This is a genomic window from Stenotrophomonas sp. CFBP 13725, from assembly GCF_014841935.1.
In the GTDB taxonomy this organism is placed as follows: Bacteria; Pseudomonadota; Gammaproteobacteria; order Xanthomonadales; family Xanthomonadaceae; genus Stenotrophomonas.
Map to the genome: position 1 here is coordinate 92,706 of NZ_JACYUV010000009.1, position 19,400 is coordinate 112,105.

At 66.3% G+C, this 19,400-nt stretch carries 13 protein-coding genes; 7 read left to right on the forward strand and 6 right to left on the reverse strand.

Translation table 11 applies throughout. The features are described from left to right. Positions 1-97 precede the first annotated feature (97 nt). Positions 98-2,245 (reverse strand): DUF11 domain-containing protein, encoded by a 2,148-nt coding sequence (locus IFT65_RS18925; RefSeq protein WP_192082050.1) that lies wholly within the window; start codon positions 2,243-2,245, stop codon positions 98-100. A gap of 320 nt (positions 2,246-2,565) precedes the next feature. On the opposite strand from IFT65_RS18925, the gene IFT65_RS14720 reads away from it, so the two are divergent. Next, a complete protein-coding gene (locus IFT65_RS14720) occupies positions 2,566-2,925 on the forward strand; it encodes a helix-turn-helix transcriptional regulator (RefSeq protein WP_192082051.1) in 360 nt (119 codons plus the stop codon). Positions 2,926-2,960: 35 nt separating this feature from the next. Here IFT65_RS14720 and ung read toward each other — a convergent pair whose 3' ends face one another. The 5 genes from ung to rhlB form a co-directional block, all read right to left on the reverse strand. Further along, complete coding sequence (gene ung / locus IFT65_RS14725) at positions 2,961-3,686, reverse strand: uracil-DNA glycosylase (protein WP_192082052.1); 726 nt, start codon at positions 3,684-3,686, stop codon at positions 2,961-2,963. After that, complete coding sequence (locus tag IFT65_RS14730) at positions 3,686-4,525, reverse strand: response regulator (RefSeq protein ID WP_192082053.1); 840 nt, start codon at positions 4,523-4,525, stop codon at positions 3,686-3,688. The genes ung and IFT65_RS14730 overlap by 1 nt, the downstream gene beginning before the upstream one ends. A 7-nt stretch (positions 4,526-4,532) precedes the next feature. Further along, positions 4,533-5,507: a permease-like cell division protein FtsX gene (ftsX, locus tag IFT65_RS14735; RefSeq protein WP_188325220.1), complete on the reverse strand. Its 975-nt coding sequence runs from the start codon at positions 5,505-5,507 to the stop codon at positions 4,533-4,535. Continuing rightward, entirely contained in the window at positions 5,504-6,190 is a 687-nt protein-coding gene (gene ftsE / locus IFT65_RS14740) for a cell division ATP-binding protein FtsE (RefSeq protein ID WP_188325221.1), read from the reverse strand. The genes ftsX and ftsE overlap by 4 nt, the downstream gene beginning before the upstream one ends. Positions 6,191-6,386: 196 nt before the next feature. Then, positions 6,387-8,126, reverse strand: a complete 1,740-nt coding sequence (rhlB, locus tag IFT65_RS14745; protein ID WP_192082054.1) for an ATP-dependent RNA helicase RhlB — start codon at positions 8,124-8,126, stop codon at positions 6,387-6,389. A gap of 523 nt (positions 8,127-8,649) precedes the next feature. Between rhlB and trxA the strand changes: the two genes are divergently transcribed. The 6 genes from trxA (at position 8,650) to IFT65_RS14775 (ending at position 19,380) form a co-directional block, all read left to right on the forward strand. Next, a complete protein-coding gene (gene trxA, locus IFT65_RS14750; protein WP_188325223.1) occupies positions 8,650-8,979 on the forward strand; it encodes a thioredoxin in 330 nt (109 codons plus the stop codon). A 225-nt stretch (positions 8,980-9,204) separates the two neighbouring features. Beyond that, positions 9,205-10,977, forward strand: coding sequence for a transcription termination factor Rho (gene rho, locus IFT65_RS14755; RefSeq protein ID WP_192082055.1), 1,773 nt, complete (start codon positions 9,205-9,207; stop codon positions 10,975-10,977). 283 nt (positions 10,978-11,260) lie between these two features. Continuing rightward, positions 11,261-12,277: a LacI family DNA-binding transcriptional regulator gene (locus IFT65_RS14760; protein ID WP_192082056.1), complete on the forward strand. Its 1,017-nt coding sequence runs from the start codon at positions 11,261-11,263 to the stop codon at positions 12,275-12,277. A gap of 1,060 nt (positions 12,278-13,337) precedes the next feature. Further along, positions 13,338-16,349: a TonB-dependent receptor gene (locus IFT65_RS14765; RefSeq protein WP_192082057.1), complete on the forward strand. Its 3,012-nt coding sequence runs from the start codon at positions 13,338-13,340 to the stop codon at positions 16,347-16,349. Between the two features lie 6 nt (positions 16,350-16,355). Beyond that, a complete protein-coding gene (locus IFT65_RS14770) occupies positions 16,356-17,375 on the forward strand; it encodes a cupin-like domain-containing protein (RefSeq protein WP_192082058.1) in 1,020 nt (339 codons plus the stop codon). 436 nt (positions 17,376-17,811) lie between these two features. After that, the gene (locus IFT65_RS14775) at positions 17,812-19,380 is read left to right on the forward strand and encodes a sensor domain-containing diguanylate cyclase (RefSeq protein ID WP_192082059.1); all 1,569 of its coding nucleotides are present in this window, start codon (positions 17,812-17,814) and stop codon (positions 19,378-19,380) included. Positions 19,381-19,400: the final 20 nt, after the last annotated feature.

Genomic DNA, 19,400 nt, shown 5'->3' on the forward strand with positions numbered 1-19,400 from the left:
TGCGGGTCGCATCACGGCGATGCGTTCCCGTCGTTCCGTCGTCAGTGCCGGCAGCACGCGATGGGCTGCGCGCCGGTCGGGGTAAGGCCCCCGCGCGTCAGTACGCGGCGGGGTTGCTGCTGAAGATCACCGGGACGTTGATCGTGGCCTGCCCGCCATCGATCAGATCGACACCGACGCTGATGCTGTTGCCGCCTACTGCCCCGCCACTCGCCACGGCGCAGGCGCTGCCCGCACTGGCGCTGCAGGTCCAGGCGGCGCTCAAGGTCGCTCCGTTGGGCAGGGTGTCGTTGACCACCGCAGCGGTCACTGCATCGGGGCCGCCGTTGGTCACCACCAGGGTGTACGTCGCGGTGCCACCAGGCGTGTACGTGCCACTGCCGTCGGTCTTGGTGATCGATAGATCCGCTCGGCGCGTGCGGTTGACGATGCGGCATACCAGCGCGACGGGCACGGCGCTCACGGCCGGCGCCTGCAGGTTGAAGCTGTTGCCGGTGCCCGAGCTGACGACCGTGCCGTCCTGGTTGGCGCACTGCCACGTGCTGGCATAGCGCTCCAGGGTGGTGCCCGCCGCTGCGGTTTCCGCCATTGCGTAGGTGCCGCCCGGCACGGTCACCACCGCAGCGGTGGCCCCGTTGTTGCCAACGTTGTTCGCCGCGCCCACCGTGCCGCCGTTGTAGGTGATGGCCAGGTTGAAGCGGCCGGTGTCACTGGTGGGCTGCAGTTCCTTCACCAGCTGCAGCGTGGCGGCGCAAGCCTGCGTCACCCCTTCCACGGTGAACACGGCCTGGCCGATGCGGATACCGAGCAGGCCCAGCAGGTTGTCGACCAGTCCACCCAGCAGGGTCGTCAACACCGGCGTCACCAGCGTGTTCACCGCCGTACGGATCGGCTGCAGCAGGGTGCTGACCAGCGTGTTGACCAGATCGTTGATCGGCAACGGCAACGGCAGCGCACCCAGTAATGTCACCACCGGGGTGCCGCTGGTGACCTGGATGTTGAGCGAGTTGACCAGGGTGGACACCATCGTTGCCGCGCTGACGGTACCGGCTGCGAGCGTGCGCGTCTGTGGGTACGGGCCGGTGAAACTTGCCGCCTGCAGGCCGGGCGTGGCCGTGGCGAAGCCGCGGATGCTGACGGCCAGCGGCACCGATACGTCGGCGACGGGAATGTTGAGCAGCGTGGTGATGCGCACCGTGACATTGAGCGAGGTAAGCGTCGCTGGCGTCAGGGCGCTTTCGGTCAGCACGGTCGATCGGTTGAAGAACGTGGCATCGCTGATCTGCCCCACGTACAGGTTCACCAGTCCCGGGCGCGCCTGCAGCGTCACCGCATTGGCCACCAGGTTGACCGCTGAGATGCTGCCCTCGGCGCGGGCGATGTCGGCGTATACCTGCAGGTGCAGCACGCTGGCACTGATGTTGGCGTTGGATACTTTGACCAGGCCCAGCACGTTGAGGTTGTTGAGCAGCCCCGTCAGCGCCGCCGTGTTCAGACCCTGCGCCAGGTCGAGGTCCAGCTTCACCCGGATCGCCGCACTGTGGAACGCGCTGCCCAGTGGGCCGCAGGTATAGACCGGGCGCTCCACCACCTGCAGCCACAGGCGTACGTTGGCCAGGCCGGTGAGCCCCAGCGCCGCGGTGTTCACCGTGATCGGCGTCGGCGTGGTCAACACGTTGCTGAAGTTGTACAGCTGTAAGCTGCCGGTCAGCAGGTCGAGCACGTTGAGCCTGACCGTGGTCAGCGAACCGGTGGGGAGTGCGATCTCCAGCAGATCCCCCAGCCGGATCGTGCCGGTGGCACCGGCTACGCCGAGTGGCAACGCGTTGAGGATATTGGCGGCCAGCGCCTGGTTGTCGGCCTGCAGCACGGCCACCATCGCGGCGCGCAACGTACCGAGGCTGATCGCAGTGTTCAGCACCTGGCTGGGGTCGCTGACGACCACGCCGCCGTTGAGCTGGGTGATCAGCGCATTGAGGTTGATGTTGGCACCGGCCAGGCTGTTCCAGTCGGCGGCGGTCAGGTTGAGGGTGGTGCCCGGCAGCAGCGCGCCGAACAGCAGGTTGAGGATCGGGCTCTGGGTTGAATCCACCGATGCCAACCGCGGGCCGGCGCTGACGCAGGCACCGGCGGTACAGGCCGTGGTCGCTTGGGCATGGGCGCGGCCCAGGCAACCCAGCACCATCAACACCGTCAGCAACACCAGCGCGTGCCAGCGTAATGACGGTGGTTTCACTGCCTTCACATTAACCATTCCCTTGCCCCCCGCATTGCTTCAGGCAGTACCTGATCGTGGCGGCGGAATTACTCCGTCACCTGAACTGATTCACTGCTGTCCGGTTTTCCCCGGGATTACGTTTAGGCCCGGTTCGGAGTGATTAATGCGGGGCGCGGCGAAACCGTCAAACGGGAGGATGTGAAAGTAGAGGGCAGTAACGCTGACCTGCAGTCCAAGGGAAGGTCGGCACGGTTGCTACATAAACGCCCGACAGCGTTTCTGTACAGCCGAAAAAAGAATCACTTCCCGGTAAGCTGTGCTTACCACGACATGGAGAGGGGTGGGAAATGAAGGATATGTGCGACAGGATCCGGCGCTCACGACTTACTGCCGGGCTATCCCAATCACAGTTGGCGCAGGAAACCGGCGTCCGCCGGAGCGCCGTCGCGCAGTGGGAACGTGAGGGCGGAACCTGCCCAAGTGTGACCCATTTGGCACAAATTGCAATTGTGACGCAGGTCTATTTTGAATGGTTGGCAACGGGGCGCGGACCGGGTAGACCACAGGATGGAAACGATTTGCCCATTCCGGAGATAACACCCGCCGAGCGCAATCCGCACGAGGCCGAGATTCTCTGCCTGTTACGGAAAATGACGCCGCGGAAACGTAAAGTGGCACGCGCGATAATCGAAATGCTGGAGGACTGATCGTCCGCGTGACGACTCACGGTCGTCACTCACCTTCATTCCCCAACCGCTGCGCTCATCGTGCTGGCCGATGGTAGCGACCAGTCGATCGGCGCCTGTCCCCGGCGCTGCAGATAGTCGTTGGCAGCGGAAAAATGCCCGCAGCCGATGAAGCCGCGGTGCGCCGACAGCGGCGAGGGATGCGGCGCTTTCAGGACGCGGTGACGGGCCGTGTCGATTACCTTGCCCTTCTGCTGCGCATAGCTGCCCCAGAGCATGAACACCAGACCGTCGCGCTCCCGGTTCAAGGTCTCCACCACATGGTCGGTAAAACCTTCCCAGCCACGCTTCTGATGCGCACCGGCACTGCCCTCTTCCACCGTCAACACCGCATTGAGCAGCAGCACGCCCTGGCGGGCCCACGGCAGCAGGCAGCCATGGTCCGGCCGCGGCAGTCCCAGGTCACGCTCGATCTCCTTGTAGATGTTGAGCAGCGAGGGCGGCACCGGCACGCCGGGCTGCACCGAGAAGCTCAGGCCATGCGCCTGGCCACGGCCGTGGTACGGGTCCTGGCCGAGCATCACCACCTTGGTCGCATCGAAGGGCGTGGCGTCGAAGGCGGCAAAGATCTGCGGGCCCGGCGGAAAGACCGCGGCGCCTGCCGCCTTGCGCTGGCGCAGGAAGGCGGACAGTTCGCGCATCTGCGGCTGCAGCAACCAATCGCCCACGTGCGCTTTCCAGCTCGCTTCCAGCTGGATGGAGGGGAGTACGACGTCGTTCATTACATTACCGATCGGGGGTTCAGTCGGGACAGCCGCAACTGGAACAATACCTTCGTCACCAGCAGGCGTTCTTCGATGGGCTTAAGCACCAGGTCGTTCGCACCGGCCTGCAGCAGCACGGTCTGGTTGAGTGGATTGCCATCCCCGGTCATCACCAGCACCGGCAGCCGGCGCTTGCTGTAACCGAAATCCACGCGCACGCGCTCCACCAGGTCGCGGCCACTGAGCTCGCCCTTCAAGGTGACATCGGTCAGCACCAGATCGATCCGGTGCTGGTTGCGGCCGAGGGATTCGGCGGTCAGCAGGGTGACCGCTTCTTCGGCGGTCATCACGTGCAGCACGTTGAGCTGCTGCCTTTCCAGCATGCGCTTGGTGGCCTCGGCCACCACCCGGCTGTCTTCCACGTACAACAGCGTGGCGCCGGGAATGATCGCCGGTTGCACATAGCCGCGGATGAAGGCGGCCAGCGCCTCGTGGCCCAGCGACTTGTCGAAATAATCGGTGATGTAGTCGGTGAAACGGCGCTGCTCCAGGTGTACCTGTGCTTCGCCGGAGACCACGATCACCGGCACGTACGCCTGGCCGGCGGATTCGCGCACCATCTTCGCCAGCGCCAAGCCATCGCCATCGGGCAGCGACAAGGACGTGGTGACCAGGTTGACTGGTCCCTCCAGCAGGGCCCGGCGGGCGTCTTCGATGCCGGCACAGCCCACCACCTGCACGCCGGGCAGGTCGCGCTGCAGCACGTCACCGATCAGCTTGCGGACCAGCCGCGATCCGTCGACCACCATGACCCGGGTGGCATCGTCGTGCAGGTGTTTGAGGGCGTGCTTGAGCATGCCGGTCTCAGGTTTCAGTGGGGCGCGTCTGGCGCAGGAAATGTCCGGTGACCAGCCATGCCCCCAGCCAGCCGACCAGCACGATGGCCAGCAGCACCACCGAGGAATGCAGCAGGTCCAGCCCCTTCAGCGCGAACGGGCTGGCATAACTCTGCGACAGCTGGGACAGCGGGCCGGACAGTGCCGCGCCGGCACCGGCGATCAGGCCCAGTGCGACCAGACCCGCCCCCAGCCCGTACCAGGCACCCAGATACAGGAAGGGGCGGCGGATGAAGCCATCACTGGCGCCGAGCAGTTGCAGCACGCCGATTTCCTCGCGCCGCGCCTGGATGTCCAACCGCACCGTGTTGCCGACCACCAGCACCGCACCAAGTCCGAGCACCAGGGACAACACCTGCACCAGCCGCGCGCCGAAGGCCAGCCAGGCATCCAGGCGCGTGCGCCAGAGCGCGTCATGCTGCACCAGGTCGGCCTGCGGCAGCGTGCCCAACGCACGCGCCAGGCGGGCATCGTCCGTCGCCGCTGCCGGCGTCACCACCAGCAGGCTGGGCAAAGGGTTGGACTGCAGCGCATCGATCGCTTCGCCGAGCCCCGCGTTCTCGCGCAGTTCTTCCAGCCCCTCGTCCGGCGTACGCAACTGCACCGCCTGCACGTCATCGCGGGCACGCAGTTCCGTGGCCAGCGCCTCGGCCGTCGCACCGTCCAGCTCGGCTTTCAGGAACAAATTGATGTCGCGCGATTGCTGCACGCTGCCGGTGAAGTGCTTGAGGTTGTCCAGGGCGATGGACAGGCCGAGCGGCAGGGCCAGCGCCAGCGCCATCACCATTACGGTGAGCAGCGTCGACCACGGCTTGCGGAAGGCGCGGCCCAGGCTGAAGACGATGCTGTGCATGTGGTGCTGCCACCAGATGCCGACGCGCGAGGGAGCGGCCGCCGGCGCATTGGCCTTGCGCTCGGTCGAGGGGGATGTATCGGTGCTCATTCGGCCAGGTCCTGCGGCGAGATGTCGTCGACCAGCCTGCCGTGGTCCAGGATCAGCACACGCTTGCGCATACGCCGCAGCAGGGCCAGGTCATGGCTGACCACCAGCACACTGGTGCCCCGCGAGGGCAGCTCGGCGAACAGCGCCATGATCTCTGCCGCCAGCGTCGGGTCCAGGTTGCCGGTGGGCTCGTCGGCCACCAACAGGCGCGGCTCACCGACGATGGCACGGGCGATGCCCACGCGCTGCTGCTCGCCTGCCGACAGCTGCGACGGCAGGGCTTTTTCACGATGGCCCAGGCCCATCCGCTCCAGCACCGAGCGCACGCGCTTGCCGATGTCGGCACGGCGCGTGCCGCGCAGGATCAGCGGCAGGGCGACATTCTCGGAAATGCTGCGGTCCATCAGCAGCCGGTGGTCCTGGTAGACCGCGCCGACCTCACGACGGTGCCGGGGCACGTCGCCACCGCGCACCTTCAGCAGGTTGCGCTCATTGAACACCACCGCGCCACGGCTGGGCCGTTCGTCCAGGTGGATCAGCTTCAACAGGGTGCTCTTGCCGGCACCGGAATGGCCGGTGACGAACACCATCTCGCCCGGCGCCACGTCGAAGCTGACATCCGTCAGCGCCTCGTGCCCACCGGCGTACTGTTTGCTTACATTGTCAAAACGCAGGACGCTCATCCCCTGATTATGCAGGACAGGCGCCACGGCGTGGAGACATCGCGTCAGGGCCTGTGCCCGCGGCGGGGCAGACCGGTGAGACCGCTGCCCCCTGAGCCTGGGGCAGCGCCGCAGGCCCGGGGGTGTAGGTGCTTTAGAAACACGGCCGCGATCCGCCCAGCGGACCGCGAGCGCGACAGCGCGAACGCGATGCCGCTTAGGTGCCTGCCAGCATGCGGCGGATCTTGCGGCCGATGCGGGTAAGGAACGAGTCGCTGGGATCGACGCCACGGACCGGCTTGGCCATCACCTGCACCGGCGATACCGGCGTGGTCGACGTACCGCTCTCGGTGCCGGCCTCGGCGCCTTCGACCGGACGGCCGTTGCGACGACGACGACGCTTGCGCGGCTTGCGCTCGCCATCGGCCAGGGCAGGATCCTGCGCGACATCTTCGGCCTGCGGCGGGCGCGGGGCCTGCACGCTGTCCAGGGTAGCCGGCGCAACGGCGCCTTCCACAGCACTGGCGGCGACGGCGGTTTCTGCACCGGCCACGACCTCGCCTTCCACCCGCGGCTTGCGCGGCGGACGCGGACGGCGCTCACCGCTGCGTTCGCCAGTGCGTTCGCCACGACCCGCCGACGGCTTGCCGCCACGGCCGCCACCACGACGCTCCTCTTCGGCAGCGCGTGCTTCGCGTGCTTCACGGAAGATCTGGCTGACGCTCTCGTTCTCGTCGCCTTCTTCGCCCGGCGCAGCCGGTGCGCGTTCCGGACGCGGCAGCGAGGTCAGCAGCTCGGCGGTCACTGCTTCGACCGGGATCTTCTGATCAATGTAGGCCTCGATATCCGGCAGGCCCATCGCATAGCGTTCGCAGGCGAAGCTGATCGCATCGCCTTCCTCGCCCAGGCGGGCGGTGCGGCCGATACGATGCACGTAATCTTCGGCGTCGAACGGCAGGTCGTAGTTGTAGACGTACTTGATGCCGTCGATGTGCAGGCCACGGGCAGCCACGTCGGTGACCACCAGGATCTCCAGCTGGCCCTTCTGGAAGCGGTTGAGCAGGCTCTCGCGCTTCTTCTGCGGCACGTCGCCGGACAGCACGCCGACACGGTAGCCGGCACGTTCCAGCGAACGCGCCACGCGCTCGACGAACACCTTGGTGTTGACGAACACCATCGTGCGCGCGCCTTCGCTGCGTGACAGCAGGCCCAGCAGCAGCGGGATCTTCTCTTCGTCGGCGGGGAAGTACATGCGCTGGCGCACGCGTGCGGCGGTGATGGATTCGCTCTCCACCACCATCTTCTGCGGCTCGTTCATGTGGTCATACGCCAGCTCCAGCACGCGATGGCTGAGCGTGGCGCTGAACAGCAGGGTCTGCCGCGTGGTGCGCTCGGGCATGCGGCGCAGCAGGAAGCGGATGTCCTTGATGAAGCCGAGATCGAACATGCGATCGGCTTCGTCCAGCACGCAGATCTCGCAGGCATGCAGCGACACCACCTTGTGCTGCTTGACGTAGTCGATCAGGCGGCCCGGGGTGGCGATGATCACGTCCACGCCCTGCTGCAGCAGTTCACGCTGCTTGTCGTAGTCCACCCCGCCATAGACCAGCGCGAAGCGCAGGCCCAGGTCCGAACCCAGCTTCACCGCGTCCTTGTGGATCTGGATGGCAAGCTCGCGGGTCGGTGCGAGGATCAGCGCGCGCGGGTCTTCCGGCTTGCGGTCAGCCAACGCCGGGCGGGTAAGCAGGCGATTCACCACGGCCACCAGGAAGGCCAGCGTCTTGCCGGTGCCGGTCTGTGCCTGGCCTGCGACATCGCCACCGGCGAGTGCGACCGGCAGCGTCAGCGCCTGGATCGGGGTGCAGCGGGTGAATCCGGCTCCTTCAAGACCGGCGTGCAACGCCGGATGCAGATCGAAGGAGGAAAAGGTCAAATCGGTCAGCGGTTTGTCGCTCATGTGTCCGTCTTGGTCTGGCCGCCACCTGCAATCGGGCGGCTCGGCATCATCTGGGGGCTCCGTCGCAAACTGCGGCCCCTGCGGCGGGTCGGCGGGCGCTGGACCTGTCGGGTCCCTTGCCGCTCAACGGTGAAGTTTAGCGTACTCGGGGCGCCAAACCGGGCCCAAGCGTCTCATAGCTATTAGAGACGACTCGTTTCGCCGTCTTCATCTGCCGCTCCACGGCCTGAATCCAGCCCCTTCTGCCTCTTGTGGCAATCGGCTCGCGCCCCTAGGTGATAGGTAGTGACAGTGGAATCCGGCACATTTCCCGGATGCCTTCGATCACGATACGCTGGGTTCCAGCCGGCCTCTGTCCCCTCGCGCGGATAGGCGTAAACTGCCGGCCGTGAGCGTCCAGGCATCCGCCCAACGCACCGTGGGCACGCTCCACGAGGCAACGACACGGGTCGCGCCACACTGGCGTGGCCCAGTTCACCCACCTCCGGCCACCGCCGGGTGCATCACCAGACGAGAGACCAAGATGAGCGACAAGGTTGTACACGTCAGCACCGCTGACTTCGAAAGCACTGTGTTGGGTTCCAAGGAACCGGTGCTGGTCGATTTCTGGGCCGAATGGTGTGGCCCGTGCAAGATGATCGCCCCCGCCCTCGATGAGCTGGCCGATGCCTTCCAGGGACGCGCGAAGATCGTCAAGGTCAATGTCGACCAGGAACGCGATCTGGCCGTGAAGTATCACGTGCGCTCGATTCCGTACCTGGTCGTCTTCAAGGACGGCGAAAAGGTAGCGGAGCAGATCGGTGCGGTGGGCAAGGCTCAGCTGGCCGGCCTGCTGGACAAGGCGCTCGCCTGACCCTGCAGGCACTGGCAGCCGGTGACCCCGGCTGCCGCAGGGCCTCCTCTGCATGAACGTCTGCCACAAGCGGCCCTTGCAAGCCGCTGCACGCCGGTGATAGTGTCGGCACATCCGGCCCGCGTTCGCGTGCCGCACCCTCTGGACGCAGTTCACTCCAGACCCCTTTCCCTTCGTTCGCCGCCCCAGCCGGGCGCTCGCACCTTCAAGCGAGGAATAACGCTCTTGTCCGATACCACTTCCGAAACCGGCAGCGCTGATGCGCCCGCCGAAAAGCGTGTGCGCAAGCCCCGCGTCAGCAAGGCCGTCGCACCGTCCGGTGCCGAGACCAGCGCACCGGCGGCCCATCAGCCGGCGTTGCCGTTGACGCAGGCACCGCAACCGCCGTCGGCACCCGCCGCGGCTACGCCTCCCTCTTCTCCTGCAGCGCCGAGCGCGCCGGCTTCCGAATCGTCCGCTTCCAGCGGCGGTGACGGTGGCGAAGGCCGCGAATCCGGCCAGCCGCGCCAGCAGAACAACGCCGGTGGCCAGAACCAGGGCCCTTACCAGGGCAACAATGCGCAGGGCAACGCGCAGGGCAACCAGCAGGGCCAGGGCAACCGCCGCGATCGCTTCCGCAATCGCCGTGACCGTCCTGCCCGTGGTGGCCGCGACGATGGCCTGCCGCAGGACAACAACGAACAGCAGCAGCCGTTCGTGCGTACCCAGCAGCCCAACGTGCCGGAGGGTTTCCCGGTCTATTCGCTGAGCGATCTCAAGCGCATGCCGGCGCAGAAGCTGTTGGAAATCGCCGAGCAGCTGCAGATTTCCGAAGGCGTGGCCCGTGCCCGCAAGCAGGACGTGATCTTCGCCCTGCTGAAGGTGCTGACCCGCCATGGCGACGGCGTCGCGGCTGACGGCGTGCTGGAAATCCTGCCGGACGGCTTCGGCTTCCTGCGCGCTGCAGAAGCCAGCTACCTGGCCGGTCCGGACGATACGTATATCTCGCCCAGCCAGATCCGCCGCTTCAACCTGCGCACCGGCGACCACCTGTCCGGTCGCATCCGCTTCCCGAAGGATGGCGAGCGCTACTTCGCGCTGTCCATCGTGGACACCATCAACGGTGAGCCGCTGGAAGCGTCCAAGAACAAGGTGCTGTTCGAGAACCTGACCGCCCTGTTCCCGCGCAAGCGCTTCACCCTGGAACGCGGCAACGGCTCGTCCGAAGACATCACCGGCCGCATCCTCGATCTGATGGCACCGCAGGGCAAGGGTCAGCGTTCGCTGATCGTGTCCCAGCCCAAGGCCGGCAAGACGATGATGATGCAGCAGGTGGCCACGGCCATCACCACCAACCATCCTGACGTGCACCTGATCGTGCTGCTGATCGATGAGCGTCCGGAAGAAGTGACCGAAATGCAGCGCACCGTGCGCGGCGAGGTCATCAGCTCGACGTTCGACGAGCCGGCCGCGCGCCACGTGCAGGTTGCGGAAATGGTGATCGAGCGGGCCAAGCGCCTGGTCGAGCACAAGAAGGACGTGGTGATCCTGCTCGACTCGATCACCCGCCTGGCCCGTGCCTACAACAACGTGGTGCCGAGCTCGGGCAAGGTGCTGACCGGTGGTGTGGATGCCAACGCGCTGCACCGTCCGAAGCGCTTCTTCGGTGCGGCCCGCAACGTGGAAGAAGGCGGCAGCCTGACCATCATCGCCACCGCGCTGGTCGACACCGGCAGCAAGATGGACGAGGTGATCTACGAAGAGTTCAAGGGCACCGGCAACAGCGAAGTGCACCTGAGCCGCCGTATCTCCGAAAAGCGTGTGTTCCCGGCGATCGACATCAACCGCTCGGGCACCCGTCGCGAAGACCTGTTGATCGAGCCGGAACTGCTGCAGAAGATCTGGATCCTGCGCAAGCTGTTGCATCCGATGGATGAAATGGCCGCGATGGAGTTCCTGCTCGACAAGATGAAGAACACCAAGTCCAACGACGAGTTCTTCGGTTCCATGAAGCGCTGATTTTCCGGCGCTGATGGAAGTACGACGAGGCCCCGCACTGCGGGGCCTTTGTCGTTTGCGGGGTGCGAACATCCGCCAGGGGCTCCCTCCACCAGACGGGCTACGGTCATCGGTAGCGCCGACCCATGGTCGGCGAGCGCAGCGGCGCCGGGATCCGCAGGCACCGGCAACAGGCATCCACCGGCCGTCCGTGCTGCGCCGCACCGTGGCAATATCAGGCCGACGTAGCACCATCGCCGGGCGCGCCTCGCGCGCCGCTGCCCCACGGAGGAAGGTCTGCACCATGGCTGGACGAATCGAGGATGTCGCTGCGGCGGCCGGGGTGTCGATCAAGACCGTGTCGCGGGTGCTCAACAACGAGCCCAATGTGCGCCAGCAGACCCAGCAGCGCGTGCGTGATGCCGTGGCGAGGCTCGGTTACAAGCCCAACCCGTCGGCGCGCAGCCTGGCCGGCCAGCGTTCGTATGCGTTGGCACTGGCCTACAACAATCCATCACGCAACTACCTGATGGAAATACAGAGCGGCATGCTCGATGCGTGCCACGGCAACCACTACAACCTGCTGCTGGGTCCGGTGGGCATCGGGCAGCACGCGCTGCCTGACCTGCGTGCCCTGTTTGAGAATTCACGGCCGGATGGCGTGGTGCTGATCCCGCCCCTCACCGATGATCCGGTGGTGCTGGCTTACCTCCGCACGCACGGCATTCCGTTTGCCAGCATTGCCCCGCGCGATCCGTCGACGGGTATCGGCGTGCGCATGGATGAAACCACGGCGGTGGTCGAGCTGATGCGGCACCTCCTTGCGCTTGGCCATCGGCGCATCGGGCATATCAAAGGACCCCGCACCCACGGTGCCTGCCAGTGGCGCCATGCCGGCTACCGCGCGGCCTTGCGCGAGGCGGGGATCGCCTACGACCCGTCGCTGGTGGTGAGCGGGCAATTTTCTTTCGAGTCCGGCCTCCCCGCCGCGCATCGGCTGCTGGACCTCGCCGACCCGCCCACGGCCATCTTCGCAGCCAACGATGACATGGCGGCCGCGGTGTACCGCGTCGCCGGCGGCCGCGGGCTGCGCATACCGCACGACCTGTCCGTCTGCGGCTTTGATGATACGCCGCTCGCCAGCCACATCTTCCCCGCGCTGACCACCGTGCGACAGCCGACCGCTGACATGGGCCGGCTGGCCAGCCAACAGTTGATCGACCGCATCCGCGCCCCTGCCGCCGGCGCCATGATCACCCTGGAGCACACCGTACTGGTGCGCGAGTCGACCGCCGCACCGGGGCGGCGCGCCGGCGCGTAGCGCCGAGCCACGCTCGGCGGGATCCTGCCGCCCACGGCCCGCTGCGCTCGCCGACCATGGGTCGGCGCTATCTATCTCGGACGCTCGGCGGGATCCTGCCGCCCGCGGCCAGCTGCGCACGCTCTGGTAGCGCCGAGCCACGCTCGGCGGGATCCTGCCGCCCACGGCCCGCTGCGCTCGCCGACCATGGGTCGGCGCTACCTATCTCGGACGGAATCATCCCGCGGCCCGCTGCGCACGCTCTGGTAGCGCCGAGCCACGCTCGGCGGGATCCTGCCGCTCACAGCCCGCTGCGCTCGCCGACCATGGGTCGGCGCTACCGATGTCCGACGCTCGGCGGGATCCTGCCGCCTACGGCCCGCTGCGCTCGCCGACCATGGGTCGGCGCTACCTATCTCGGACGGAATCATCCGCGGCCCGTTGCACATGCTCTGGTAGCGCCGAGCCACGCTCGGCGGGATCCTGCCGCTCACGGACCGCTGCGCTCGCCGACCATGGATCGGCGCTACCTATCTCGGACGGAATCATCCCGCGGCCAGCTGCGCACGCCCTGGTAGCGCCGAGCCACGCTCGGCGGAATCCTGCCGCTCACAGCCCGCTACGCTCGCCGGCCATGGGTCGGCGTTACCTATCTCGGACGCTCGGCGGGATCCTGCCGCTCACGGCCCGCTGCGTTCGCCGACCCGCGTCTTCCACGGCGCGCCAGGCTTGCTTGGCCGGGAGGTGAAGCGCTTGCGTGCGAATTGTCGAGCGCTGTCAGTCGGCGGTGATTTATCTGCGCAGAACTGTTGCGCAACGCAGCACGCCGCTGAGCAGGGCACGCGCGCTTCCACCGATGCGTCCTGCGCGCGTGGACACAGGCAGGACAACACTTTGCCGTATGTGGCCTCCCATCGTCATGCCATTCAGCTGGCAGCAGGCCGCGCTGCCTGCGGGGGCGGTCAATGTCAGTTTGTTGACAACGCTGTCAACGCAACCCCAAATCGCTCCCGTCAAGCAGTTGCCGCGTTTCAGCCGAACTTAAACCCGCTGTTTCCGCACTCCCTGGGGAGGGATCGCAATGAGGATGTACAAGGCCGTACCCCGCAAGACGATGCTCGCTTCCGCCCTGATGCTTGCCGTGGCTGCGCCCGGCTGGGCACAGGCACCCGTTGATCGCCTGTCCGCCACTACGCCGTCGCCGGATGTGGATCCTTCCACGTTGGACACCGTGCAGGTCACCGGTATCCGCGGCAGTCTGACATCGTCGATGAACCTCAAACGCGACAGTCAGGGCGTGGTGGATGGCATCGTCGCCGAGGACATCGGCAAGTTCCCAGATACCAACCTCGCCGAGTCACTGCAGCGCATCAGCGGCGTCTCAATCGACCGCACCTCCAGCGGCGAAGGCTCCAAGGTCACCGTGCGCGGCATCGGCCCGGACTACAACCTGGTACTGCTCAACGGCCGTCAGATGCCGGCCTCCAACCTGGGCAACGGCGGCGGTGGACTGTCCGGCTCGCGCTCGTTCGATTTCGCCAACATCGCCTCCGAGTCGATCTCCGCAGTGGAGGTCTACAAGACCACCCGCGCCGACAACCCGACCGGTGGCATCGGTGCGACGATCAACATCAAGACGCTGCGCCCGCTCGAAGCCGCACCGGTGGTCAGCCTGGGCATGAAGGCGGTGCACGACACCTCCAACGACAACGTGCCGCGCACGCTGCAGGGATCCAATGTCACCGGCGAACTGTCCGGCATCTTCAGCCAGGTCTACGCCGATGGACGCTTCGGCGTGGCGCTGAGTGCCAGCCACCAGGAACGTGATTCTGGCTTCAACCAGGCCACCGTGGCGGAAGGCTGGGCGACACTGCGCGGCGACGATACCAGCGACTGGCGCGCACTGCCTCAGCCGGGCACCGGCTATTCGGACCGCATCACCAACCGTCCCGGTGCGGAGGACATCTACGGCCGCCCGCAGAACACCGCGTACAACGTCAACGCCGTGCAGCGCCAGCGCACCAACGGCCAGGCCACGCTGCAGTGGAAGCCGCTGGACAACGTCACCACCACGCTGGACTACACCTATGTCGAGAACAAGGTGCAGCAGCAGCGCAGCGAACTGTCGGTGTGGTTCAACTACGGCCCCGGTGACAGCACCTGGACCGATGGTCCGATCGCCGCACCCATCGTGTACAGCGAGGACGTGGTCAACGGAGACGTGGCCATGGGCGGCATGAAGCTGGCCACGAAGAACAGCATGGAATCGCTGGGGTTCAACGTCGAGTGGGAAGTCAACGACGCGCTCGACATGTCGTTCGATTACCACCGTGCCAGCGCCGAATCGCAGCCGGATGGCCCCTATGGATCGGCCGGCGTGCTCGGCGTGGCGGCCTATGTGCGCGGCACGACCACCGTGGATTACAGCGGCGACCTGCCGATCATCAACATCGCACTGCCGCCGGGCGGCGTGCAGGCCGCCGATGCGCTGGTCACCGGTTCGGTGTTCCAGAACAGTTACAACAAGTCCGAAGTGGAGCAGTTGCAGGCCAAGGGCGTGTTCCGTTTCGCCGACTACTCGGCGCTCGATTTCGGCGTGGGCCACACCCAGGTGGACAACGGCTCGGCAGCTGCGATCCAGCAACGTGACAGCTGGGGCGGCGTCGGCACGCCGGCCGACTACGATGACAGCATATGGTACGCCGATGACATGGGGAAATACTTCAAGGCGTTCTCCGGCCATGACGATCCGCGCCTGACCGGTCAGTTCCTTGTGTTCGATTTTGATCGCCTGCGTGACCGTGCGGCGCAGGTGGCCAACGGCGCCGAGCCCGCGTGCCCGACGTGCTATCTCGCCCCGACCGAGTACTCCGAAGACATCCGTACCAGCGAAAAATCCAAGAGCGCCTACCTGCAGTACCGCACCACTTTCGACTGGAACATGCCGCTGCACATCGCAGCCGGCGTGCGCTATGAACAGACCGAAGTGGAATCGTTGGCGCTGGTCCGCGTGCCCACCTCGATCAGCTGGAACTCACTCAACGAGTTCAACATCACCTATGCCGACGACGGCGCGTTCATCGGCGGCCAGGGCAAGTACGATTACGTACTGCCCAACGTCGACCTCAAGCTGGACATCAACGAGTCGCTGGCGCTGCGCGGCAGCTACAGCCGCAGTCTGGGCCGTCCGGGCTGGACGCAGATCGAAAGCGGGCAGCGCCTGGACAACATCGTGCGCACGCAGGGGGGCACCGGTTCGCGCGGCAACCCGGCGCTGGAGCCGCTGCTGTCGGACAACTTCGACCTTTCCCTGGAGTGGTACTACGGCGACGCCAGCTACGCCTCGGTCGGGTTCTTCCGCAAGAACATCAAGAACTTCATCAGCAATACCATCGCCCGCGAAGATGCCGGCAGCCTGCACACGCCGGTCGGCGGGGCGTACTGGAACGAAGCGCTGGCGTCGGGCTGCGTCACCACCGACACGGTGTGCATCCGTAATTACATCTTCACCAACCACGCCGGTGACCCGGGCGTTGTGTCTACCGGCGTCAACTCGGCCGGCCAGCAGACCGGCAGCATCGTCGGCCAGCCGGGTGACCCGATCGCAGGGTTCGACATCACCCTGCCAGCCAACCAGCGTTCGGATCATCTGCAAGGCTGGGAGGTGGCGGTGCAGCACCTGTTCGGCGAGTCCGGCTTCGGCGTGGCGGCGAACTACACCAAGGTGAAATCCGGACTGACGTTCGACAACCTGAGCCTGGGCGATCAGTATCCGATGGTGGGCCTGAGCGATTCGGCCAATGCGGTACTGTTCTATGACAAGCACGCGTGGCAGATCCGCGCGGCCTACAACTGGCGCGACAAGTTCCTCAACGGCATCGGTGGCCAAGGGCCGAACCCGAACTACACCGAAGCGTATGGCCAGCTCGATCTGAACATCAGCTACGCGGTGACCGAGCAGCTGACGCTGAGCGTGGAAGCGATCAACCTGACCGACGAAACGATGCGCACCTACGCCCGCCACAGCAACATGCTGCGCTATGCCACCCAGACCGGCCCTCGCTACATGTTCGGCGTGCGCTACAAGTTCTAAGCAGCCATGAGCCTGCCCCCGCCCCGCCCCATCGAAGAAGTCCCGCTCGCGGATCCTGCGGCACTGCCTGCCGCACTACTGAGCTGGACCACACCGAAGGTGGTGCGGGGGCTTGCCGGCGCGTGGCCGCTGGTCCAGGCGGGGCAGCGCTCCGACACGGCGGCGGCGGACTACCTCAAGCGGTTCGACCACGGTGGCATGCCGGTCACCGCCACCACTGCGGCGCCCAGCGCGAAGGGCCGGGTGTTCTACAACGAAGACCTGAGTGGCTTCAATTTCCGCCGCGAACAGGTGCCGCTGCGCGTGGTGCTGGACACCCTGCTCAAGTACCGCAGCGATCCGGACGCACCGACCATCTATGTGGCATCCACTACGCTGGATACTTACCTGCCCGGACTGCGGGAGGAGAATCCGCTGGCGCTGGGACAGGCCGATGCACTGGCCAGCATCTGGATCGGCAACCGCTCGCGGATCGCGGCGCACTACGACGCGCCGGACAACCTGGCCTGCGTGGCCGCCGGGCGTCGACGCGTCATGCTGTTCCCACCGGAGCAGGTAGGTAACCTCTACGTGGGTCCGCTCGACTTCACCCCCGCCGGTCAGGCGATCAGCTTGGTCGACTTCGCCGCACCGGACCTGCAGCGTTTTCCGCGATTTGCCGAGGCGATGGCGCATGCGCAGGTGGCTGAGCTGGAGCCTGGCGATGCGGTGTTCATTCCCTCGCTGTGGTGGCACCACATGGAAGGGCTGGCCCCCTTCAACGTGCTGGTGAACTACTGGTGGCGCCCGGTGCCGGCATGGGCCGATTCGCCGATGAACGCCATGATGCTGTCCCTGCTGGCGATACGCGACCTGCCGGCAACCCAGCGCGCAGCGTGGAAGGCGATGTTCGATCATTACGTGTTCGAGGCAGGCGACCACACCGCCGCCCACATCCCGGCACCCGTACGGGGAGTGCTGGGGGCGTTGGATGAAACATCGGCCGCCACCCTGCGCACCACCCTGCGGCAGCGGCTGGACCGCTGACGCCGTGCCCTGTGCGGCGGACCATCGCCGCCCGCAGTGCGCCCATCTGTAGCGCCGAGCCATGCTCGGCGGAATGTGTCCGGCACCGCCACGCCTGACCTGCGCCGCGCACCTCGCTCGCCGTAGCGCCGAGCCATGCTCGGCGGAGTGTGCCCGGCACCGCCACGCCTGACCTGCGCCGCGCACCCAGCTCGCCGTAGCGCCGAGCCATGCTCGGCGGAGTGTGTCCGGCACCGCCACGCCTGACACAGGCCGCGCTGCGCGCTCGCCGAGCATGGCTCGGCGCTACCCCCATCGCCTTGTCGCTTTCGGCGATAATGGCACCGCCATCCCCATCGAACCGTGCGCAGCCTGATGCGTGCGGGCGTTGTCCCGCGCTGTCGCTCAACCCGTTCCCCTCGGTTGGGCCAGCATCAGACAGGCCCGATCTGCCCGCATGCGCATCATCTCAAAACGCCTGAACCTGGGCTCGCTCATTCTTGCCCTGGCCCTGCTCAGCGCAGTGGTCGCGCTGGCCAATACCTTGATGGCCAGCTACCGCGTTCAGCGTGACCAGCTGATCAGCAATACCCTGGAAGCCAACCGGGTATACGCCAACAAGCTGGCCGAGACCACGCAGAATTTCATCCTCTCCTCGCAGCAGCAGCTGGCCTATACGGCCATGCTGCTCGGCCGGGCCGACATGGAGGCCCACCGTGCACAGGATGAGGCCAGTCGCCTGCAACTGCAGACCAACAGCTTCAACTCGGTACTGATCGTCAACGAAACCGGACTGGTGCTGGCAACCTCACCGCAGACGCTGCACCTGAAGGGCGACACCCTGCACAGCGTGGGCAACCAGATAGCGCTGGAGCGGCGCCAGCCGATGGTCAGTGATCCTTACGACTCCACCACCGGCAAGCTGCTGGTGGCCATGTCGCATCCGGTGTTCGATGCGAAGGGCACGTACCGGGGCTACGTCAGCGGCACGATCTACCTGCGCCAGCGCAGCATCCTGCAGAGCCTGCTGGGCACCCATTACTACCGCGATGGCTCCTATCTTTACGTGGTCGACCGTACCGGCCGCCTGCTGTATCACATCGACCCCGAACGCGTCGGCACTTACGCCCCCGGTAATCCGGTCATCGAGGCGGTATCGCGCGGGCAACGCGGTTCGGCGCAGATCCGCAACAGCCGGGGCGTGTCGATGCTGGCCGGCTATGCGCCGGTACCCGCCACCGGCTGGGGCGTGGTCGCGCAGCGTCCAACGGCAGCGACATTGCAGCCGCTGTCACAGCTGATGTCGGCGGTGATCTGGCGCGCCATCCCGCTGGGCGTGCTGTCGCTGCTGGTCACCTGGTGGTTCGCGCGGCGCATCTCGCTGCCCCTGTGGCAATTGGCGCGCAACGTGCAGGAAGGCGATACGCGCCTTGCAATCAGTGACGTCGGCAGCATCCGCGCATGGTACTTCGAAGTGGCTCAGTTGAAGCAGGCCGTGCTGTACAGCATCAACACGCTGCAGGACCGCATCGGCACGCTGAACCGCGCAAGCCGGACCGATCCCTTGACGGGCCTCTTGAACCGTCGCGGACTACAGCAGTCGCTGGAAAGCTGGAAGGTGCAGGGGCAGTCATTCGCGATCCTTGCCCTCGACATCGATCGGTTCAAGGCCATCAACGACAAGCACGGGCATGCCGTCGGCGACCAGGTCATCGGCCACATCGCCGAACAGATGCGACGCTACTCACGCGATGGCGACGTGCTGTGCCGCAACGGCGGCGAAGAGTTCCTGATGCTGCTGCCCACCACCGACGCCGAGCACGCCCTGGCGATCGCCGAGCGGCTGCGCCAGCAGATCGCCGCGACGGCGGTGGAAGCCGTCGGCCACGTCAGCGTGTCGGTCGGCGTCGCGCACTACCCGACCTTTGACGCTGATGCCGAGCAGGCCCTGCGCATGGCCGACAAGGCGCTGTACATGGCCAAGGAGCAGGGTCGCAACCGCAGCGTGGTCTACCCGTACCGGTAGCTGGGCGCGGTGCGGATCGA